Origin of the sequence: Sphingobium sp. B11D3B (assembly GCF_025961735.1) — a bacterium.
In the GTDB taxonomy this organism is placed as follows: domain Bacteria; phylum Pseudomonadota; class Alphaproteobacteria; order Sphingomonadales; family Sphingomonadaceae; genus Sphingobium.
In genome coordinates this window covers 778,058-798,974 of record NZ_JAOQOF010000001.1, presented here as the reverse complement: position 1 = coordinate 798,974, position 20,917 = coordinate 778,058, and the positions used below count along the sequence as shown (strand labels likewise).

The window sequence follows — 20,917 nt, the reverse complement described above, 5'->3', positions numbered from 1 at the left end:
GATGCGTAAATTTGCCCTCGCAGCGCTGCTGCTGACCAGCGCCTGCTCGATGAACCCGCGGCTGGAGACACCGCCTGCCCCGGTTGCGCCGGTCTACCCGCTCGCCTCTCCCGAAGAGGCAGCCAGTGCCGCGGCACTGGACTGGCGCGAGATGTTTGGCGATCCGCGCTTGCAGCGGCTCATCGAGCTGGCGCTGGAGAACAACCGCGATCTGCGCGTCGCCACGCTCAACGTCGAGGCCGCCCGCGCGCAGTTCCGCGTCGCCAGGGGCGCGCAATTGCCGACGCTGGATGCCAACGCGGCTTATTCCCGGCAACGTGTCTCTGCGGCAACGTCCCAAACCGGCGCTGGGGCGGAGTTCAGCCAGTTCTCCGCCAATGCCGCGCTGACCAGCTTTGAGATCGATCTGTTCGGCCGCCTCCGCTCGCAGAGCGAGGCCGCCTTCGAGCGCTATCTCGCCACCGACGAAGGCCGCCGCGCCGCGCGCATCGCGCTGATCGGGTCGATCGTCGATGCCTATCTGGCCGAACGGCTCGCCGAGGAGCAGCTTGCCCTCACCGACCGCACGCTGGGCGATTGGCAGGATTCGCTCGCGATCACCCGCCGTCTCCAGCAGGCCCGGCAGGTGAGCGGGCTCGATGTTGCGCAGGCAGAGGGCCAGGTGAGTCAGGCCCAGGCCGATCAAGCGATGCGCACGCGGATGCTGGCCGAGGCGCGCAATGCGCTGCAATTGCTGGTCGGGGCGCCCCTGCCCGCCGACCTGCCCGCACCCATCGCGCTCATGGACCAGCCAATCCGCACCCAGCTGCCGGTCGGCCTGCCCTCAGCCTTGCTTGCCAGCCGGCCGGACATCCGTCAGGCCGAGCATGAACTGGTCGCCTCCAATGCCGATGTCGGCGCCGCCCGCGCCGCCTTCTTCCCGCGTATTTCGCTCACGGGTCTGTTCGGCTTCACCAGCATGGCGCTGGACAGCCTGTTCGATAGCGCAAACCGCAACTGGTCGTTCACGCCGCAGATCACCCAATCGATCTTCAACGGCGGCAGTTTGCAGGGCCAGCTCGATCTGGCGAAGGTTCGCAAGTCGATCGCCATCGCAAACTACGAAAAGGCCATTCAGTCAGCGTTCCGCGAGGTCGCAGACGGGCTGGCCGGGCGGGAGACCTATACCCACCAGATCGAAGCCCAGCGGGGCGTGGCCCAGTCGGCCGCGCGGCGCGCCGAGCTTTCCCGCCTGCGCTATCAGGCCGGGGTCGATGCCCGGCTGGAACTGCTCGATGCGCAGCGCAGCGATTATGCTGCGCGGCTCGCGCTACTGGAATTGCGGCGACAGGAGCTCTCCAGCGCCGCCGGCCTCTACCGTGCACTGGGCGGGGGCGATGAGCCGACCGCGGCGACTGCTGGTCAGCCGACGCCGCCGAACTCCCAGTGACCATAAGCTTTCCCGCGCAGCAGTGAGGGCACCTGTGACGCGGGAACCGGCTTACTGAACAAGAAGCCCTGCCCCAGCGTGCAGCCCCGCGCGCGGAGATAGCGGGCCTGCGCGATGGTTTCGACGCCTTCCGCGACCGTCTGCATCCCCAAGCGCCGGGCCATCTGCAACACGGCGTCGATGACGGCCGTCGCGCCCGGGGTGCTGTCCTCGATCCGGTCGATGAATGACTTGTCGATCTTGATCACATCGACCGGAAATTGCTGGAGATGGCTGAGCGAAGCATAGCCCGTGCCGAAATCATCGAGCGCGACCATCACGCCTAGGCCGCGCAGTTCCTCGAGCATCCGCGCGACTTCTGGCCCCAATTGCCCGATGAGCACAGTCTCCGTCACTTCGATGTCGATCTGGGCAAGACCCTGCCGATGGGTCCGGGCGGCATCTTCCAGACGGGCCGGCAAACTCGGCGCGCGAAAATCGCCCGCGGACACGTTGACCGCGATCCGCCCCGGCTCCAGCCCATCGGCCCGCCAGCGCGCGATGTCCGCAAAGATGCCGCAGATCATCCGGTCGGTCAGCCGCACCGACATTTCGGCATCCGAGAACGCCGCCTCGATGGCCGCAGGCGGCAGAACCTGACCGTTCTCGGCCACCCGCAACAGCGCTTCCCAGCCGTCGATCTGCCCGGTCTGGAGGTTCACCTTGGGTTGGTAGAACGGCACGATGCGGTCCTCGTCCAACCCTGCGCGCGCCATGACGAGCATGCGGGTTCGCCTCTCGGATGCTACCTTGAGGGACGGGGAGAACTCCCGGACGGAGCCGGGCATGTCGGCCTTGGCTGCATAGAGAGCAAGGTCAGCCGCGATCAGGAGGTCCCCGGGCTCAAAGCCATCGCGCGGCCAGACAGCGACACCGACGGAAAAGCTGACCGGAATGCGCAGTTCTTCGATCTGCACCGGCACTTCAAAGCAGCGCTTCAAGGCGTCTGCTACCGGGCGATATTCGTCCGCCGCAGACAGGCCAGGCAAGATGATTGCAAACTCGTCGCCGCCCAGCCGAGCCGCTGTCGCCCCCTCGGGGATACAGGAGGACAGGCGCCGAGCGACCTCCACCAACACCCGGTCGCCTGCGGCATGGCCGAGCGAATCGTTCATTTCCTTGAATCCATTGAGATCCAGGATCATGAGCGCCACCGGATCACCGGAATCACATGCCGCGTCGATCGCGGCCTGAATACGAACGCCGAAGAGCGCCCGGTTCGGAAGCCTAGTGAGATGGTCGTGATACGCGGCCCAATTCAGTTCGGCCTGGGCCTGCTTCTGCTTGGTGATATCCAGTATCGATCCGACAAGCCGGACTGCTACGCCCTTGTCGCCGCGCACGATGACACTTCGCGCCTTGGTATCGATGAACGTCCCTTTGGCCGTGCGAAACCGAAACTCCTCGAGCCAGAACTTCTGGCCACTCTCCAGGGCCCGCCTCTGGTTCGCGAGGACCCGCTCCCGGTCATCGGGGTGAATACGCTCGATCCACCAATCGAAATGCGTGGCCTGATCCAGTTCCGGATAGCCCAGAACTTTTTTGTACGCCCCGCTCCAAGTCGTGATGCCCGTGGGCAGGGAGCAGTCCCATATCACGTCGTTCCCAGCTTCCGCAGCCAGGCGGTAGCGCTCCTCGCTCTGCCTGAGCGCGGTTTCGGCGATCACATGGTCGTGAATGTCTTCCAGCGTGCCATACCAGGCGAGGACTTTGCCATCTTCACCCCGGTGAGGCCGCGCCCGCGCCCGGTACCAGCGGTACATCCCGTTCGCCATGCGGATGCGATAGCGGACATCGGCGGCATCCGACTGATTTTTGACAACGTCCGCCCATAAGGCCTGAACGGTCGGAAGGTCATCAGGATGAACGGCCTGCGTCCATCCATATCCTAGCCCAGCCTCTAGATCGAGGCCCACCTGTTCAGCCCAAAGCGGGCCAATTTCGGTGATGCGCCCCTCCGCATCGGCCATCCAGGCGATCTGGGGATTGAGCTCGACATAGGCGCGATGATGCGCTTGCACATGGGCAAGTTCATCGAGCGCCTCGGCAAGCTGGCCGTCATCAGCCGATGCCGCACTGCCGCCCATCAATGCACGCCAGGCCAGAACAAGGGCGGTCATGAAGAGCAGACTGGCCACGCCCTCGACGATGATACGATCCATGTCAGGCCCGGCAGTCGTTCCGGCACGCGCACCCAAGGCCGCAACCCCTGTCAGCAGGATTGCCAAAAAGGAAACGCCCGTCACCAGTCCCGCCAGCACAAGCCAGGCCCGACGTACGCTCTGCGATTTCATGTTGAACGTATGACTGAGAATGGCCGTGGCCGTTAAAATGCCAGACCCGCAAATCGCCACAATGATCAGCATGCCCCGAATCTGCTGATCAACCACGACCAGATGGTAAAAGCTCTCCACGCCGTCCAATCGTCTCTGAGTTTAGGAGAGTGCTAAGCGTTCAAAGGTTAGTAAAACGTTGCCATAGGACGAAACGAACGGGCTATCGTCAGATCGATCAAATGGTGCTCACAAACCAGGAAAGATGACGCAAAGAAAAATCGCAGTTTTCGGCTCGACCGACGAGCCGAATTCCGTAGCGTTTCTCGCTCAATCCCCCTGGAAGCGCGGCACCCGCTTCTCCAGAAAGGCCGCGACGCCCTCCTGAAAATCCGCGCTGTGGCCGGCCGCTGCCTGATTGGCGGCTTCGATGCCCATCGTCTCCGACAGGCTGTGATTGAGTGCGGCAGCGACCTGCTTACGGATCATGCCGATGGCGCGGGTCGGCCCTTGCGCGAGTTTGAGAGCAAGACCGCGTGCGGTTTCGCCGAGCCTCTCGTCGTCGGTCACGCGGGCGACCAGTCCGGCGTCCTGCGCCTCCTGAGCGCTCATCGGCTCACCAAGAAGCGCCAGTTCGAGCGCCTTGGCGCGCCCGGCGCTCTTCGCGACCAGCCATGTCGCCCCGGCATCGGGCACGAGCCCGATATTGACGAAGCCAAGCTGCAGATAGGCAGAGCGCGCCATCACCACGATGTCGGCGGCCAGCGCCAAGGCGACGCCGGCGCCAACCGCCGGCCCGTTGATCGCGCTCACCACCGGGATATCGAGCCCGGCCAGCCGCAGGAACAGAGGATGGTAATAGGTCGCCAGGGTTTCCCCGAGATCGGCGCCGATGCCTTCGCTATCGGCCAGATCCGCGCCGGAGCAGAACGCCCTGCCCGTCCCGGTGATCAACACGGCCCGCGCACCTGCACGCACGCCCTCATCGAGCTTGCGGGTCAGGTCTGCCAGCAGGCCGGTGGAAAGGGCATTGAGCCGCTCGGGGCGGTTAAGGGCAAGGGTCAGCACCCCATCGTCCAGCGTGGACAGCACGATCTCGCTCAATCGATCCTCCCTTGCGGCGCGGTTACCGACCGCTGTTCTGACTGGGCGCAGGCTAGCATCGTACCCGCGCGCGGCAAGCGTCGCGCCAGAGCGAGTATGGATCGGCAAACACGAGCAGCAATTTGCGGAATTGCGAAATGAGCTGGTTCCGCTACGGTGCGGGCGTCTTGAAGGACGTCCTGGTTTATCGGCACAGGCGCTAACCCGCGGATGAAAAATTTGCGGATCGTGCCCACTGTCCCGGCCAGTGCGGCGATCCCTCACCCCGACTCGCACCCCGGAGACAGTCCTTGCCACGCGGAAACAGATTGTTCGTTGGCCAGAAAGTGCGCGACCTGCGTCTGCAGAGCCGGCTCGATCAGGCGGACATGGCGCGGCTGCTGGGCATCTCCGTCTCCTATCTCTCGCAACTGGAGAATAACGACCGTCCCCTGACCGCACGGGTAAAGGCCGCGCTGGCGGCGGCCTTTCCGCTCGACTGGTCCGATTTCGATGCCCGGCCTGAAGAGCAGTTGCTCGGCGCCTTCAACTGGGCGCTCGCCAATCCCGGCCATCGCTCACCGCCCCCCGATCCCGAGCGGACCGAGCGGCTGCATGTCCAATATCCTGAATTCGCGGCGCGCTATGTCGAGTTACATCACGCGCTCCGGCAGACCGAGGGTCGACTGGCCATGGCCGAACAGGCGCTAGGGAACGGCCTGCTGCCGGGCGCACGGGCCACCTTCGATCAGGTGAGCGATCGGCTGCGGCTGTTCGACAATTATTTCCACGATCTCGACACCGCCGCCGAAGATCTCGCCATGCAGCTCAGCATCGGCCCGCGCGCCAATCCCGAAGCCACCATTGCAACGCTCAGCGCGGCACTGCGTGACGAGCATGATTGCACCGTCAGTCGCGAACCACTCAAGACCACGCTGTTGCGCGCGCCCTCCCCCGATTTCCGGACCTTGCACGTCAATGATCGCCTGCCCGCCACGAGCATCGCCTTCCAGCTCGCCAGCCATATCGTGCATTTGCGCGGGCTGGCCGATCCCACCATGCACGCGGTCATCGCTCAGCATCCGGTCGGCGCGCCTGCCGATGCCCTGCTGCATCACGCGCTCGTCAATTATGGCGCTGCAGCCTTGCTCATGCCTTATGGCCTGTTCCGCGAGACGGCCCGGACGCTCCGCCATGATGTCGATGCGTTGGCGGCGCGGTTTGGCGTAAGCATCGAGCAGGTCGCGCATCGGCTTGCCACGCTGCAGCGACCGGGGCAGCGCGGCATTCCCTTCTTCTTCTGTCGCATTGATCCCGCCGGCAACATCACCAAACGACACAGCGCCACGCGGCTGGACTTTGGCAGCTATGGCCCGCTCTGCCCCCGCCTGAGGCTGCACGAGGCGCCGACGCGGCCCGAGTACAGCGGAGCAGAGCGCGCGGAAATGCCCGATGGCGTGCACTATATCCTGCTCGCCCGCGCCATCGCGCGACCGGACCGCCGCCATGCCATCGTGCTCGCCTGCGAACGCGATTATGCCGCCCATCTCGCCTGGGCGGACGGGCTGGACCTCGCCGATGATGCCGCAGTCACCCCCATCGGGCCGGGTTGTCGCCTGTGCCCGCGCGAAGGCTGCCCACAGCGCGCCTTCCCGCCCATCGACCGCCCGATCCATGTCGAGCGGGATGGCCGGCACGTCATTCCCTACAGCATCGGCTGAAGGGCGTGCCGGCCTGAACCTTCAGCGCATCAGCACCAGCTCTTCCGCCATGCTGGGGTGCAGCGCGACGGTGGCGTCGAAATCGTCCTTGGTCAGGCCCGCCTTCACCGCGATGGCCGCCGCTTGCAGAATCTCGGGCGCATCCGGGCCGATCATGTGGATGCCGACCACCCGCCCCGTCGTTTCCTCGCACACCAGCTTGTAGAGGCTGCGCTCGTTGCGATTGGCCAGCGTGTTCTTCATCGGCCGGAAGTCGGAGGTATAGACCTTGACCGCGCCCAGCGTGTTGCGTGCCTCGCCCTCGGTCATACCGACCGCGCCGATCGGCGGATGGCTGAACACGGCGGATGGAATGCAGCCATAATCCACTGTCCGCGGATTGCCGCCGAACACGGTGTCGGCAAAGGCATGGCCTTCCCGGATCGCCACCGGGGTGAGCTGTACCCGATCGGTCACGTCGCCCACCGCGTAAATGCTCTCGACATTGGTGCGGCTATATTCGTCGACCTTAATCGCGCCCTTCGCCGTCTCCACGCCAACCTTGTCCAGGCCAAGCCCGTCAATCTTGGGATTGCGGCCGGTGGCGAACAGCACCAGATCGGTCTCGATCGGATCGCCCCCCTCGATAAAGACCTTGAGGGAGCCGTCCTCCTGCTTCTCGATCTTTTCGAGCGGCGCGTTGAAGCGGAAGTTGATGCCCTTGGCCATGCTGATCTGCAGCAGCCGGTCGCGAATCTGCTCGTCATAGCCGCGCAGGATCTGGTCGCCGCGCAGCAACACCGTCACCTGACAGGCGAACTCGTGGAAAATGCCGGCGAACTCGTTGGCGATATAGCCGCCGCCGAAGATCGCGACGCGCTTGGGCATCTTTTCCAGATGGAAGACCTCGTTGGAGGTGATCCCCAGTTCCGCGCCGGGCACGTCAGGCACATTCGGCCAGGCGCCGACCGCGATGAGGATGACCTTGGCGGTCACCAGCTTGCCGCTGGCCAGACGCACCTCATGAGGCCCCTCCACCGTTGCGCGCTCATGGAAGGTCGTCACCTTGTTATTGTCGAGTGTCTGCTGATAGAGCCCTTCGAGCCGGGAGACCTCGCCGATCACATTGTCGCGCAGGGTCGGCCAATCAAAGCTGCAATCAGAGACATTCCAGCCAAAACGCCGGGCATCCTTGATGTCCTCGGCAAAGTGGGCGCCGTAGACGAGCAGCTTCTTGGGCACGCAGCCCCGGATCACGCATGTTCCGCCGACCTTGTGCTCCTCCGCCACGGCGACCCTGGCGCCATGCGCGGCCGCAATGCGCGAAGCCCGCACGCCGCCCGACCCAGCACCGATTACGAACAGGTCAAAGTCATAGTCGCTCATCAGGAGGGATCCTCGGATTATCTTGATCGTGTCCGCGCATATGGGCGTGAGCGCACCGCGCGCAAAGCAATTTTGCGAGGGGCGCCACCAGATTCGCTACGTCTTCCGGCGCCGCGCAACGCTGTGAGTGGACGGAAAGGCGCCGCGCACGGGGCAATTGCGCCCGCTATCGCTAGCCTCTTGTCACGCCCGGCCCTAGGCTCTAGGGCATCTCCAGATTGAAGACCAAAGTAAAGCAAAGGACCTCTCATGAGTGAGACCGCGGATCGCGTGAAGAAGATCGTCGTCGAGCACCTCGGCGTCGAGGCGGACAAGGTGACCGAAGACGCGAGCTTCATCGACGATCTGGGCGCTGACAGCCTCGACATCGTCGAGCTCGTCATGGCTTTTGAGGAAGAGTTCGGCGTCGAAATCCCCGACGATGCTGCCGAGAAGATCGCCACCGTCAAGGACGCGATCGATTTCATCGACGGCAAGCAGTAAGATAGCGGGAGCCCGGTTCGCGGCCTCGTCGCGGACATGCACCGGCCAGTGAATACACATGGATACGGCTCTCCGGTTGCGGGTTTGACTCGCCATGGGAGGGCCGTTCGTGTTTGATCAGCGCCCGGCGTTCCGGGCAACTGGCCGGGTGACTGGATCAGGAGAGTGAAATGCGTCGTGTCGTCGTAACAGGTCTCGGCATGGTTTCGCCCCTTGGCGGCGACGTGGAGACAAGCTGGAAGAACATCATCGCCGGCCGGTCGGGCGCGGAAACGATCACCCGTTTCGACGCGACCGATTTCCACACCAATTACGCCTGCGAAGTGAAGGCCCCGGATCATGAATTCGGCTTCGACCCGAACAAGCGCGTGGATCACAAGGTCCAGCGTCAGGTCGATCCGTTCATCGTCTATGGCATCGACGCGGCCGGCCAGGCCATAGAAGATGCCGGCCTGACTGAGATGAGCGAAGCCGAGCGTCTGCGCACCGGCTGTTCGATCGGCTCGGGCATTGGCGGTCTGCCGGGCATCGAGAGCGAATCGCTGGTGCTGGAGCACAAGGGCCCCAAGCGGGTCTCCCCGCACTTCGTCCACGGTCGCCTGATCAACCTGATCTCCGGTCAGGTCTCGATCAAATATGGCCTGATGGGCCCTAATCACGCCGTCGTTACGGCCTGCGCGACGGGCGTTCACTCGATCGGCGACGCGGCGCGGATGATCGCGCTCGACGATGCCGATGTGATGCTCGCCGGCGGCGCGGAAAGCGCCATCTGCCCGATCGGCATTGCCGGTTTCGGTCAGGCGCGCGCGCTGTCGACCGAATTTCGCGACGAACCCTGGCGCGCCAGCCGTCCGTGGGATCAGGCTCGCGATGGCTTCGTCATGGGCGAAGGGGCCGGCGTGGTTGTGCTGGAAGAATATGAGCACGCCAAGGTGCGCGGTGCGAAGATCTACGCAGAGATCCTCGGCTACGGTCTCTCGGGCGATGCCTATCATGTCACGGCACCCCATCCGGAAGGCTCGGGCGCCTATCGGGCGATGGAAATGGCCATGCGCAGGTCCGGGCTTTCGCTTGCCGATATCGACTATGTGAACGCCCACGGCACCTCCACCCCGCTCGGCGACGAGCTGGAGCTGGGTGCAGTGCGGCGGCTGTTCGGCCCGGCCCTGGAGACCATGTCGATGTCGTCCACCAAGTCGGCCATCGGGCATCTGCTCGGCGGTGCCGGTGCAGTCGAGACGATCTTCTGCATCCTTGCGATGCGTGACCAGATCGTGCCGCCCACGCTCAACCTGGATGATCCCAGCGACAGCTGCCAGGGTGTCGACCTCGTTCCGCACACGGCAAAGCAGCGGAAGGTCAAGGCCGTGCTCAACAACAGCTTCGGCTTTGGCGGCACCAACGCCAGCCTTGTGCTCAAGGCTCTCTGACGGCCGCAATGCGCCGCATCGTCCTCACGGTCGCTGCTCTGCTGCTGGCCGGACTGGCCGTTGCGGCGCTTCTCTTCGTCCATGGCTGGTCGAGGCCGGGCCCGCTTGAGGCCGACGCGACGATCATCGTTCCCGAGGGCGCGACGCTGCGCAAGGCGGCCGATGAGCTGGAGGCGCAAGGCGCCGTCGGCTCCGCCACCGCCTTCCTTGCCCGCGCGCGGGTGCTGGGGCCGGATGGATCGATCAAGGCGGGCGAATATCGCATTCCCCGGCGGGCGAGCAGTGCTGACATTCTGGGCATTCTCCAGAGCGGCAAGACCCTCGTCCATCTCGTCACCATCCCAGAAGGCATGCCCTCCATCCTCGTGCATGAGCGGCTGATGGCCAATGCCGAGCTGATCGGAAACATTCCCGTGCCCGAAGAAGGCTCGGTGATGCCCGACAGCTACGGCTATCAGAAAGGCGAGACCCGCGCGGCAGTGCTGGGCCGGATGCAGGCGGCAATGACCAGCTTCATCGCGCAACAATGGCCGAAACGCGCTAGCACCACGCCCGTGCGCACGCCGCAACAAGCGATCACCCTTGCCAGCATCGTGGAGAAGGAAACCTCCATCCCCGCCGAGCGACCGACGGTGGCCGGTGTCTACGCCAATCGGCTGCGCGAGGGCATGATGCTGCAGGCCGACCCCACGATCATCTACCCGATCACCAAGGGCAAGCCGCTTGGGCGCCGCATCCTCCAGTCGGAGATTCGCGCGGTGAACGACTATAATACCTATGCGATGACCGGCCTGCCCAAGGGGCCGATCGCCAACCCCGGACGCAGTTCCATCGAGGCCGTGCTGCGGCCGGCGGCAACGAAAGCGCGCTACTTCGTCGCGGATGGCAAGGGCGGGCATATCTTCGCGGAAACGCTGGCAGAGCATAATGCGAACGTGCGCAAATGGTATGACATCCGCCGTCAACGCGGCGAAATGTGAGCTTTGCTCAGCGGAGCAAACCCCTGCTCCGCAACCGCAGCGCATAGCCCAGTTGCAGCAGCGCAATCAGCACGATGAAGGCCGGGAACAGCGCCGCACTGGTGCCCTTGACCGCCAGCAGATCGGTGCCGATGAAGGAGTAGCTGAACTGGACCAATATGGCGATCAGCGCGATGACCGAGAACCAGACGGCGGCGGCACGCCGTGCCAGAAGGGCAACGGCGCCGGCAAACGCGGCAACAACGGCCACGCCGTAGCTCAGCCAGGCCCAGCGCGGCATGTTGGCCCAGATTTCCGCCTGATAGGGATCGGCCATGGCCAGCTCTTCGAGATTGGCGGTCGATTGGACAAGGAAGGCGGCGATGCCGATCAGGGTCCATATCAGAAACAGAATAGCCGGAATCCGCGACATGCTCCGGCTGCGATGGTCCCCCACACCCGTCATCACACACCCCCTCCCCATGGCTTGTTGCACGGCCATTTAGCCCGGTTCTGACATGACGCAAACTGTCCTCGAACTGCCCCGCGGCCCCCTCATCGTCACCGCTCAGTTGAGGAGCGCGGACCAAGCATGGGCCGACGGGCTGCGTCAGACCCATTATCCCGCCGCTCGCAATCAGGTGCCCGCCCACATCACCTTGTTCCACCATCTCCCGCCTTCCCTGCATGCCGAACTGCGGACGATGCTGAAGGGACTGGTCGATCGTCCCCCACCTCCGGCCAGTCTGGGCGAGCCGTTCGGGTCAGGCGGCCTTGTCGCGCTGGCGGTGGAGAGTGGCGAACTTCTCGACATACGCGCCATGATCGCCGAGCGGTTTGAGCGGCACCTCATCCCGCAGGACCACGCACTCAAGCGCCTGCACATCACGGTCCAGAACAAGGTCGCTCCCTCCGTCGCGAAGGAGACGCTGGCGCTGTTGCGGACACAGATCCGCCCTGCCCCTCTTGGCATCGCCGGCCTTGCGGTATGGGTTTATGAAGGCGGCCCCTGGTCTGCCCTGAGCCAGCACCGCTTCGTCGCTGATCGTCGTCACAAACGAAACGGCCCGCTTCATCACGAAGCGGGCCGCTGCATCAGCCGGGCCTTGCCGGCCGTTTCGTCACAATCAGAACGAGATCGACGCCTGCACATACCAGCTGCGCGGACGTGCGTAGATCTTCTCGGCATAGCCGAGCGTGCCGAGCGACGCATTGCCCTGCACCAGATACAGCTCGTCGAACAGGTTCTGCACGCCGCCGGTCAGCTTCCACCCGGTCGCCTTGTTGGCGAGCGTGACGGATGCATTGCCGACGAAATAGCCGTCCTGCTCGATCTCCGGCACGCTGCCGGTGATGAACTTGAGGCTGGCGCTGTAATTGCCGTCGAAGCGAGGCGTCAGCGTCACGTCGTCGTTGAGCGGGATCTCATAGCCGATGCCGAAATTGCCCTGGAAAGAGGGCGTGAACGGCAGGTCATCGCCCGGCTGAACCGTCGCCGTCGCGCCCGGAACAGGCGTGATGCTCAGGATCTCATCGTTGAGCGTGCTCGCCGCGATGTCGATCCGCAGGCCGTAAGCGCGCGGATGATAGCTCAGCTCGCCTTCAAGCCCGCGAATACGCGCCTTGCCGCCGTTGAACAGCAGCGGCACGACACCCTGACGGAAGATCAGCTGGATATTGCTGTAATCCGCCTGGAAAGCCGCCGCGTTGAAGCGGAAATCGCCGAAATCGAACTTGGCGCCGATCTCGTAGCTATCCACCTTCTCCTCGTCGAACGGCGTCGGCACATTGCCCGGAGGCGCCGCATTGTAGCGGGTGTTGAAGCCGCCCGACTTGAAGCTGCGCGAGTAGGAAATGTAGGTGCTGACATTGCGCGTCCACGAATAGCGCACGCTCGCCGAGCCGGTCAGCGCAGAGAAGCTCTGCGAATAGGGGCCCGGATAGATGAACAGCGGGCCACCCTGCGGGATCGCCAGCGTCGGCAGCGGATCCGGGTCCGGCAGCGTGGCTGGGAACAGGTTGAACACGATGCCGTGATATTTCTTCTTGTCCCGCGTGTAGCGCAAACCGCCAGAAATCTCGAGATTCTGGATCGGCTTGACCGAAAGCTCGCCGAATACCGCGATGGAATCCGTTTCCAGATCAGAAACCTGCAGGTCGCGCGAGCCGGGGCCGCCTGCCAGCAGGGACCCGATGACCGGCGGCGACGGCGGGAAGGCCAGCGGCACGGTCGCCCGCTCGTTGGTCTTCTCATTGAAGTAATAGCCACCGATGATGCCGTTGAGCACCGGCGATTCATACTGCAGCTGGAGTTCCTGGCTATACTGGTCGGACTGCGAGCCCACATCCGTGGTGATCAGCAGCAGCGGGGTATTGTCCGCATCGCGCACGCCGCGCGACTGGGTGGAGCGATAGGCGCTGATCGACTTCAGCAGGACATTAGAGGTCACATTCGCGGTGACCGTGCCCGAGACGCCCCAGACTTCCGAAGTACTCAGCACCGGGGCCGTGCCGCCATTGACGAACGGGCCCTTGTCCTGGAAATTGTTGGCGCAGCGAGCATCGTTGATCTGCGGCACGTTCGGCGCACCGAAGCGCGGATCGCCCGGCGTGAGCGGCGCGAACGGGATGGTCGCGCCGGGGCAGCCGGCCGCCACGCTCGCGATCGCCGCGACCGGTGCGTTCCGGTTCACGCCGGCGAAGACGAACGGCGCACCGTTCTCGTCCCGCTTGGTGTAGTCACCGCGGATGTTCACCTTGATGTCCGGGCTGGCTTCCCAATAGAGCGCGCCATTCAGCGTCGCGCTATCGTCATTGCCGAGATCAATGCCGTCATATTCGCGGATCACATAGCCATCGCGCTTGCGGAAACCGCCCGAGACGCGCGCCGCCAACGTGTCGCCCAGCGGAATGTTGAGGGCGGCAAAGCCTTCCATCAGACTGTCCGAACCAAGGCGCAGGCGCACATCCGCACCAAACCGGCCCAGCTCAGGTTGCTTGGTGCGCACGAGAATGGCACCGCCAATGGTGTTGCGGCCGAACAGCGTGCCCTGCGGGCCGCGCAGCACTTCAACGCCGGCGATATCGCCGAAGTCGATGGCGCCACCGACGGCGCGGCCGACATAGACTTCATCCAGATAGATGCCCACGCCCGGATCGACCGCCGCCGTGGGATCGAGCTGGCCGATACCGCGGATGAACACCACCGTCGCGGCGGAGTTGCCGGAGAGCTGGCCCGCCGTCTTGAACTGGAGGTTGGGTGTGATCGTCTCGAGATCGGACGTCTGGTTAATCTGACGGTCTTCGAGCACCTGCGCATCGAAGGCGGAGATCGCGACCGGCGTATCCTGCAGGGATTCGGCCCGGCGACGCGCAGTCACGATGATCGTGCCGGCATCCGATTCCGTATCCATCGCCTGGGGCGTCTGGGTCGCGGCCGTATCCTGCGCCAAGAGCGGCGTGGAGATCAGCGCGCCGAGCGCTGCGCCAATGAGAAATGGGGCTTTCATGATATCCTCCCTGTGGTTTCTTGGTCGGCGCAGCGGGGCCGCGCGTGCCCCGCAGGGCATTGACCTGGCCGCGAAAATAAGCCCATCATGCGCAACTAGCAATGCGGCATAACAATCAGTGCGCGGCTGTGATATACGCGCAACACACCCTTAGCTGGGAAATGATTTTCAGGCGGGAAGCCATGGCCATGAGGCAACCGCAAGCATCAGGAGGGGAGCCATCGACCAATCTGCCGAACCGTCCGATGCGCTTTCGCTCGGTCTTCTGGGCGATCTGGCCGGCTATCATCTTCGCCGCGCCTTCGCGGTAATGTCTGCCGACTTCTCCCGCACCTTTGCCGATAGCGACATGCGGCAAGTGCTCTTTGCTGTGTTGTCGGTCGTCTCTGCCAATCCCGGCATCAGCCAGGGCCGGGTGGGCACCGCGCTCGGCATCAAGCGCACCAATATGGTGACCCTGGTCAATCAGCTCGTCGCGCTCGATTTCGTGACGCGCCGGCCTTCGACAGCGGACCGCAGGGCGTTTTCCCTTACGCTGACGGACAAGGGCGCCGCCGCCTTCACCGAGGCCGCCGCACGCATCCACCGGCACGAAGCCCAGCTTCTGGCGCATCTCGATACACAGGAGCAACAGCTGCTGATCGATCTGCTGCGCAAGATCAGGCCGGCGCGCGCCGAGGGCTTATCCCCCTCGAACGCGTCCGACCTCAGCCGCTAGGCGACGCCGACCTCTTTCAACGGAATTTCGCCATCCGCCAGTTGCGCCCGGTCCAGGCGGCTCCCGGCGACGACATGGGCGCGGCCCTGCACATAATCCTTGGTGCGGTTGACGCAGTCGAGCGCGATGACATGCCCCTGCCGCAGATAGACGACCGAGAAGCTGCGCGAAGCCGGATCGCCGCGCACGATGCACTCGTCGAAATCCAGCGACAGGCCGATCGTCTGCAAGCGCAGATCATATTGGTTGGACCAGAACCACGGCACCGCCTCGTAGGGAGCGGGGTTACCCATGATATGCTGCACGGCCGTGCGTGCCTGATCATTGGCATTCTGCACCGATTCGAGCCGCATCCGGCGCCCCGCCGCAAAGCGGTTCTCATGCGCGGCGCAATCGCCGATCGCGTAGACGTCAGGCAGCGAGGTCTCGCAATATTGATCGACATCCACGCCGTTGCCGCCGCTCGCCCCCGCGAGAATCAGCGGCCCGGTCTCCGGCACAATGCCGATACCGACGATCACCGCATCAGCCGGGATCACCTCGCCATCGGCCAACCGAACGCCGGTGGCCTGCCCCTGATCACCGGTCTCGATGGCATCCACCGAGGCCGAGAGGCGCACGTCCACACCATGGGCGCGATGTTCCTGCGCGAAGAAGTCGGACAGTTCCGGCCCGGCAACGCGCGCCAGCAGCCGCTCCTGCGCCTCCAGAAGCGTGACCTGCTTGCCGAGCTTGCTCAGCACTGCCGCCGCTTCAAGGCCGATATAGCCGCCGCCGACGATGGCGAACCGCTCCGCCGTGGGCAGAATGGCCATCAACCCATCGACATCGGCGCGCGACCGCACGGTGAACAGGCCGCTCGCCGTCGAGCCCGGACAGGACAGCCGCCGGGCCGAGCCACCACCCGCCCAGATCAGCTTGCCATAGGAAAATTCCGTGCCCTTGGCCGTGACCACCTGATGCGCGACCGGATCGATCGTCTTGACCCGCTCCCCGAGGAACAGCGAAATCGCCTGATCCGTCCAGAAGTTGGCCGGGCGCAGCAGGATGCGCTCGAAGGTCTTTTCGCCGGCCAGATAGTCCTTGGACAGCGGCGGACGCTCATAAGGAAATTCCGGCTCATCGCCGATCAGGCCAACGGAGCCCTCATATTTGAGCTGGCGAAGCAGGATCGCCGCCTGTGCACCGGCATGGCCTCCCCCCACGATCAAGCAGTCGAAATGCTGCACGTCATCTCCCCAATGCAAATTACCCCGCGGCCTTGCCAGAGAAACGAAGGTGCCGCAATCGAACGGTCAACCATTGACCATCCGATTTCGCCTGCGTATAGCGCGCCGGCCTGACGCCGCAAGGCGGCAGCAAGCCCTTGGGGCGGAGTAGCTCAGCCGGTTAGAGCAGCGGAATCATAATCCGCGTGTCGGGGGTTCGAGTCCCTCCTCCGCTACCATCCTTCCAGCAACGTAGATCGCAAAGCCGAGGCTGGAAGAGCGCGCCATGGACGTGGCGCGCCCTCCCCTGCTCAGACGAGTTCCTGCAGGTCCGCCGGACTGAAACCCTTAAGGTCGCTCCAATCCTGCTGCTGCACCTTGCGGGGCCATTGCGGATCGCTGATCAGCGCGCGGCCTACGGCGATGAGGTCGAATTCGTCGCGCTCCATCCGCTCAATCAGGCGATTGAGCTCCACGCTTGTCGAGCTTTCACCGCCGAAAGCCGCCAGAAACTCGCCCGAGAGGCCGACGGACCCGACGCTGATCGTCGGCGCGCCGGTTAGCTTCTTGGCCCAGCCGGCAAAATTGAGGCCGGCCTCGCCGTCGATCTCCGGGAATTCAGGCTCCCAGAAGCGGCGCTGCGAGCAGTGGAGGATATCGACGCCGGCATCCACCAGCGGCTGCAGCCAATCCTCCATCTCGGCCGGTGTTGCGGCCAGACGGGCGGAATAATCCTGCTGCTTCCACTGGCTGACGCGCAGGATCACCGGGAAATCTGGCCCGACCGCAGCGCGAATGGCGGCGACGACCTCACCGGCAAAGCGCGCCCGCTCGCGGATGGTAGATCCGCCATATCGATCCTCGCGAACATTGGTACCAGACCAGAAGAACTGATCGATCAGATAGCCATGGGCGCCGTGGATCTCGATGGTGTCGAAGCCGAGGCGCTTGGCGTCGGCGGCTGCCTTGGCGAAGGCCGCCACGGTATCGGCGATATCCTCTTCGGTCATCGCGACGCCGCGCGGTTCGCCGGGGGCGAGCAGACCGGAGGGGCTTTCAACCGGCGCGTCCGGCTCCCAGCCGCTACCGGTGCGAGTCGAGCCGGTGTGCCAGAGCTGCGGCCCCATTCGCCCGCCGGCGGCATGGACCGCCTCGATCACTCCCGCCCAGCCGGCCAGCGCCGCCTCGCCATGGAAGAACGGAATGCCCGGATCGTTGCGCGAGGCTGGCCGGTCGATCACCGTGCCTTCCGAGAGAATGAGCCCTGCCCCGCCCTCGGCCCGTCGCCGGTAATAGTCCGCGTTGGGCTGGCCGGGGATGCCGCCAGGCGCCTTCGCCCGCGTCATCGGCGCCATCACGATGCGATTGGGGAGGGAGAGCGATTTGAACTTAAAAGGCCGAAAAAGTACGTCGCCAATGCCAGGCATAGCCGGTAACTCCAGGGTTCAGAGTGGGTCGTCGGCTTGGTAGATAGGCGCGCGACGCCAAATGCCAAATGTCGGAGAGGATTTGCCGGCAGCGCCCCATCAGGCAGACCCAGCCACAAGCGCGGTCATCTGGCGTTCAGGCTGGGATGCGATACCTGCGGCGTGCCGACCGACCGCCTGTACGCGCAACCAACCCGCGCGCTCATCTTCCGCGAAGGCCGGCATTCCTTCCCCGACCATCATTGCCCTGAGTTTCAGGGTGACCCCGCACGCAATGGGCAATAGACTGGCATCATGACCTTTTCCGATATCTTCCGGCCCATCGTTTCCACCACCGTTGTCCTCGGCCTGATCGCCTCGGCGCCACTGGCCGCACAGGGCGAGGTGCCCGGCCTTCTCCAGCCGCAATCCAAGGCAGGCCAGCAGCCGCTCAAGCCCACTGTTCCGGCCGAGCGCCCGTGGCTCTACGAGAAGAGCGACGTGCCCATCGACCCGGCATGGCATTTCGGCGTGCTGGACAACGGCCTGCGCTACGCGGTGCGCCGCAACGATGTGCCGGCCGGACAGGTATCGATCCGCGTGCGGGTGGATGTCGGCTCGCTGATGGAAGAGCCTGCCGAAGCCGGCTTTGCGCATTTCATCGAGCATCTCTCCTTCCGCGGATCGCGCGATGTGCCCGATGGCGAATCGAAGCGGATCTGGCAGCGGCTGGGCGCCGAGTTTGGCAGCGACAGCAATGCGCAGACCACGCCCACCGGCACCACCTACGCGCTCGATCTGCCGCGCGCGACGAACGAAGGCATTGACGAGAGCCTGCGCATTCTCGCCGGGATGATGCAGCAGCCCAACATCAGCAAGGCGCCGGTGGAGGCCGAACGCGCCGTCATCCTCGCCGAGCGGCGCGAGAGCCTTGGCCCCGGCGCCCGGCTGGGAGACGAAATCCGCGCTTTCTATTTCGCCGGCCAGCGCCTCGCCAGCCACAGCCCCATCGGCACCGAGCAGACGCTGCTCAAGGCGACGCCGCAGGCCCTGCGTGCCTTCCACGACCGCTGGTATCGCCCCGACCGCACCGTGATCGCCATTTCCGGGTCCATGGAGCCGGCCGCGCTCGAAGCGATGGTCCGCGCGCATTTCTCCGGTTGGAAGGCCAAGGGTCGCGCGACGCCACTGCCCGACTTCGGCAAGCCCGATCCCTCCGCCCCGGCCACCAAGGTGATCGTCGAGCCGAGCGTGCCCTATAGCGTGGGCCTCGCTTATCTACGGCCATGGGTGTTCAACGAAGACACGATCGTCTTCAACCAGATGCGGCTGGCCGACATGGTCGCGCTGGAACTGATCAATCGGCGCCTCGAAGCCGTGGCCAGCGACGGTGCCTCATTCGTGCAGGCCAATGTCTCGCTGGATAACAGTATGCGCTCGGCCAATGCGACCTATGTGACCATCGTGCCCAATGGGAGCGATTGGGAGAAGGCGCTGCAGGAAGTGCGCGCGATCATCGAGGATGCTCGCCGGGTCGCCCCCAGTCAGGTCGATATCGACCGCGAGTTTCAGGGCATGGAAGCAGGCTTCGCTGCGCTGGTAGCCAGTGCAGCCATTGAGGGTAGTCCCCAGCAGGTCGAGAGCATCGTGCAGGCGGTGGATATTCGCGAGACGGTCGTCTCCCCGCAGGACCAGCTCGCCATCTACCAGTCCTCCAAAAAATATATGACGCCCGAGCAACTGCTCGCGGCGACCAACCGGCTGTTCTCCGCCACGGTGGAACGCGCTCTGCTGAGCCTGCGTGCGCCGCAGGACAATGCCGAACAGCGCCTGCAGACCGCCTTCAGCGCGCAGGTCGAGCCCAATTCCCGCGCGCGCCTGAGCGATTCGCGCGTGACCATGGCCGCGCTGCCCACGTTGCCCGCGCCGGGCAAGGTCGTCTCGCGCACTGACCTCGGCGTGCTGGGCATCCAGAACGTCACGTTCGAGAATGGCGTTCGCTTGCTGGTCGCCGGCAATCAGGCCGAACCGGGCAAGGTGCACATCAATGTGCGCTGGGGCCATGGCCGCCAAAGCTTCGCGCCGGACGAGCGCGCCGCCTTGTGGGCGGTGCCCTATGCGCTGACCGCCAGCGGCATCGGCGACCTCGGCCAGCGCGAGCTGAACGATCTGATGAGCGGCCGCCGCCTGTCGCTGAACTTCGGCATTGATGACGATGCGTTTACGCTCAGCGGCACGAGCAGCCCGCAGGATTATCCCGATCAGCTGCGCCTGTTCGCTTCCAAGCTGGCCTTCCCCCGCTGGGACGAGGCACCGCTGCGCCGCTCCATGGCGATGCTTGAGGCGAGCTATGATCCGGTGCCGGCCTCCGCTGCGGAAGCCATTGGCCGCGATCTTGAATGGATGCTGCGGGACAAGGATGCCCGCTTCAGCCCGGCCTCGCCGGATGATCGCACGGCGTTGACGCTGGATACCTTCCGCAAGGTCTGGGCGCCCCGCCTCGCCAACGGCCCCATTGAAATCCAGGTGTTCGGCGATCTCGATGTCGAGCAGGCAATTGCCGCCGTGGCCGCCAGCTTCGGCGCTCTGCCCAAGCGCGCCGACGCACCGCCACCGGCCCGCAACCTCGCGCTCAATTTCCCCGCTCATGTCGCGACCCCGGTTCGCATCGTCCATGACGGGCCGGACGAACAGGCCGCCGCGATCATCGCCTGGCCGACCGGCAGCGGCGTGGCTGACATTCGCGAGAGCCGCCAGCTTGAGATGCTGGCCCGCATCATCACCGACCGGCTGTTCGAGCGGCTGCGCTCCATCGACGGTGCGGCCTATACGCCCAGCGCATCCAGCAACTGGCCCGAACGGATGAACGGCGGCGGCTTCCTGGTCGTGCAGACCCAGCTCAAGCCCGAGCGCATCCCGTATTTCTATCAGCTCGTGGATGAACTGGTGCGCGATCTGACCACCAATCCGGTGACGGAGGATGAACTCAACCGCCAGATCGCGCCGGTGCGTCAATTGTTGACGCGCGCGGCCTACAGCAATGCCTTCTGGATGGACCAGTTGCAGGGCTTCTCCCGCGACGAGAACCAGCTCGGCTATGCGCGCGCGCTTGGGCGTGACCTCACCAGCATCACGCCGGCCGACCTGCAGGCGCTCGCTGCCCGCTATCTCGTGCCGGAGAAAAGCTGGTCCGCGGTGGTTCTGCCCGAGAGCGCGCCGGCCCCGGCGCTCGGCACATCGGCCAGATTGGGATCCGCTCCGACGCGCTAGGCGCCAACTCGCCCCTTGCACGAG

General features: G+C 64.8%; 14 protein-coding genes, 1 tRNA gene and 1 pseudogene. 9 read left to right on the top strand and 7 right to left on the bottom strand.

All coding sequences use genetic code 11. The annotated features are described in order from the left end of the window. Position 1: 1 nt before the first annotated feature. Positions 2–1,429 (top strand): efflux transporter outer membrane subunit, encoded by a 1,428-nt coding sequence (locus M2333_RS03785; protein WP_264610909.1) that lies wholly within the window; start codon positions 2–4, stop codon positions 1,427–1,429. On the opposite strand, the gene M2333_RS03780 is transcribed toward M2333_RS03785, so the two are convergent. Both M2333_RS03780 and M2333_RS03775 read right to left on the bottom strand, forming a co-directional pair. Next, positions 1,402–3,630, bottom strand: coding sequence for a putative bifunctional diguanylate cyclase/phosphodiesterase (locus tag M2333_RS03780; RefSeq protein ID WP_264610908.1), 2,229 nt, complete (start codon positions 3,628–3,630; stop codon positions 1,402–1,404). The two genes, M2333_RS03785 and M2333_RS03780, sit on opposite strands and share 28 nt — an antisense overlap. Positions 3,631–4,071: 441 nt before the next feature. Then, complete coding sequence (locus tag M2333_RS03775; protein ID WP_264575588.1) at positions 4,072–4,845, bottom strand: enoyl-CoA hydratase-related protein; 774 nt, start codon at positions 4,843–4,845, stop codon at positions 4,072–4,074. Between the two features lie 326 nt (positions 4,846–5,171). On the opposite strand from M2333_RS03775, the gene M2333_RS03770 reads away from it, so the two are divergent. Beyond that, positions 5,172–6,545 (top strand): helix-turn-helix domain-containing protein, encoded by a 1,374-nt coding sequence (locus M2333_RS03770; protein ID WP_264610907.1) that lies wholly within the window; start codon positions 5,172–5,174, stop codon positions 6,543–6,545. Between the two features lie 21 nt (positions 6,546–6,566). On the opposite strand, the gene gor is transcribed toward M2333_RS03770, so the two are convergent. Then, positions 6,567–7,910, bottom strand: coding sequence for a glutathione-disulfide reductase (gene gor / locus M2333_RS03765; RefSeq protein ID WP_264610906.1), 1,344 nt, complete (start codon positions 7,908–7,910; stop codon positions 6,567–6,569). A 249-nt stretch (positions 7,911–8,159) separates the two neighbouring features. On the opposite strand from gor, the gene M2333_RS03760 reads away from it, so the two are divergent. From M2333_RS03760 to mltG, 3 genes are all read left to right on the top strand, one after another. Continuing rightward, on the top strand, positions 8,160–8,393 hold the full coding sequence (locus M2333_RS03760; RefSeq protein ID WP_181559973.1) for an acyl carrier protein: 234 nt from the start codon (positions 8,160–8,162) through the stop codon (positions 8,391–8,393). Between the two features lie 170 nt (positions 8,394–8,563). Further along, entirely contained in the window at positions 8,564–9,823 is a 1,260-nt protein-coding gene (fabF, locus tag M2333_RS03755; RefSeq protein WP_264570662.1) for a beta-ketoacyl-ACP synthase II, read from the top strand. Between the two features lie 8 nt (positions 9,824–9,831). Continuing rightward, positions 9,832–10,803 carry an endolytic transglycosylase MltG gene (gene mltG / locus M2333_RS03750; RefSeq protein ID WP_264610905.1) on the top strand — a complete coding sequence of 324 codons (972 nt, stop codon included), beginning with the start codon at positions 9,832–9,834 and terminating at the stop codon, positions 10,801–10,803. Positions 10,804–10,810: 7 nt separating this feature from the next. Here the strand turns inward: mltG and M2333_RS03745 are convergent, their stop codons facing one another. After that, positions 10,811–11,215, bottom strand: coding sequence for a sugar transporter (locus tag M2333_RS03745; RefSeq protein WP_264610904.1), 405 nt, complete (start codon positions 11,213–11,215; stop codon positions 10,811–10,813). 85 nt (positions 11,216–11,300) lie between these two features. Between M2333_RS03745 and M2333_RS03740 the strand changes: the two are divergent. Continuing rightward, positions 11,301–11,729 (top strand): annotated as a pseudogene (locus M2333_RS03740) (2'-5' RNA ligase family protein); the annotation flags it as partial. Between the two features lie 180 nt (positions 11,730–11,909). On the opposite strand, the gene M2333_RS03735 reads toward M2333_RS03740, so the two are convergent. Further along, positions 11,910–14,291 carry a TonB-dependent receptor gene (locus M2333_RS03735; RefSeq protein WP_181559978.1) on the bottom strand — a complete coding sequence of 794 codons (2,382 nt, stop codon included), beginning with the start codon at positions 14,289–14,291 and terminating at the stop codon, positions 11,910–11,912. Positions 14,292–14,601: 310 nt separating this feature from the next. Between M2333_RS03735 and M2333_RS03730 the strand changes: the two genes are divergently transcribed. After that, a complete protein-coding gene (locus M2333_RS03730; RefSeq protein WP_264610903.1) occupies positions 14,602–15,009 on the top strand; it encodes a MarR family winged helix-turn-helix transcriptional regulator in 408 nt (135 codons plus the stop codon). On the opposite strand, the gene M2333_RS03725 is transcribed toward M2333_RS03730, so the two are convergent. After that, entirely contained in the window at positions 15,006–16,238 is a 1,233-nt protein-coding gene (locus M2333_RS03725) for an NAD(P)/FAD-dependent oxidoreductase (protein ID WP_181559980.1), read from the bottom strand. The two genes, M2333_RS03730 and M2333_RS03725, sit on opposite strands and share 4 nt — an antisense overlap. 141 nt (positions 16,239–16,379) lie before the next feature. On the opposite strand from M2333_RS03725, the gene M2333_RS03720 reads away from it, so the two are divergent. Next, positions 16,380–16,456 (top strand) — tRNA-Met (locus M2333_RS03720). Between the two features lie 72 nt (positions 16,457–16,528). Here the strand turns inward: M2333_RS03720 and M2333_RS03715 are convergent. Further along, a complete protein-coding gene (locus tag M2333_RS03715; protein ID WP_264610902.1) occupies positions 16,529–17,644 on the bottom strand; it encodes an NADH:flavin oxidoreductase in 1,116 nt (371 codons plus the stop codon). Positions 17,645–17,938: 294 nt separating this feature from the next. Here M2333_RS03715 and M2333_RS03710 point away from each other — a divergent pair, with 294 nt between their 5' ends. After that, a complete protein-coding gene (locus M2333_RS03710) occupies positions 17,939–20,893 on the top strand; it encodes a M16 family metallopeptidase (protein ID WP_264610901.1) in 2,955 nt (984 codons plus the stop codon). Positions 20,894–20,917: the final 24 nt, after the last annotated feature.

Coding starts and splice junctions, on each gene's coding strand:
- M2333_RS03710 (WP_264610901.1), top strand. CDS start 17,939: ATGACCTTTTCCGATATCTTCCGGCCCATCGTTTCCACCACCGTTGTC.
- mltG (WP_264610905.1), top strand. CDS start 9,832: ATGCGCCGCATCGTCCTCACGGTCGCTGCTCTGCTGCTGGCCGGACTG.
- M2333_RS03715 (WP_264610902.1), bottom strand. CDS start 17,644: ATGCCTGGCATTGGCGACGTACTTTTTCGGCCTTTTAAGTTCAAATCG.
- M2333_RS03735 (WP_181559978.1), bottom strand. CDS start 14,291: ATGAAAGCCCCATTTCTCATTGGCGCAGCGCTCGGCGCGCTGATCTCC.
- M2333_RS03730 (WP_264610903.1), top strand. CDS start 14,602: ATGTCTGCCGACTTCTCCCGCACCTTTGCCGATAGCGACATGCGGCAA.
- M2333_RS03760 (WP_181559973.1), top strand. CDS start 8,160: ATGAGTGAGACCGCGGATCGCGTGAAGAAGATCGTCGTCGAGCACCTC.
- M2333_RS03745 (WP_264610904.1), bottom strand. CDS start 11,215: ATGTCGCGGATTCCGGCTATTCTGTTTCTGATATGGACCCTGATCGGC.
- M2333_RS03780 (WP_264610908.1), bottom strand. CDS start 3,630: ATGGATCGTATCATCGTCGAGGGCGTGGCCAGTCTGCTCTTCATGACC.
- fabF (WP_264570662.1), top strand. CDS start 8,564: ATGCGTCGTGTCGTCGTAACAGGTCTCGGCATGGTTTCGCCCCTTGGC.
- gor (WP_264610906.1), bottom strand. CDS start 7,910: ATGAGCGACTATGACTTTGACCTGTTCGTAATCGGTGCTGGGTCGGGC.
- M2333_RS03785 (WP_264610909.1), top strand. CDS start 2: ATGCGTAAATTTGCCCTCGCAGCGCTGCTGCTGACCAGCGCCTGCTCG.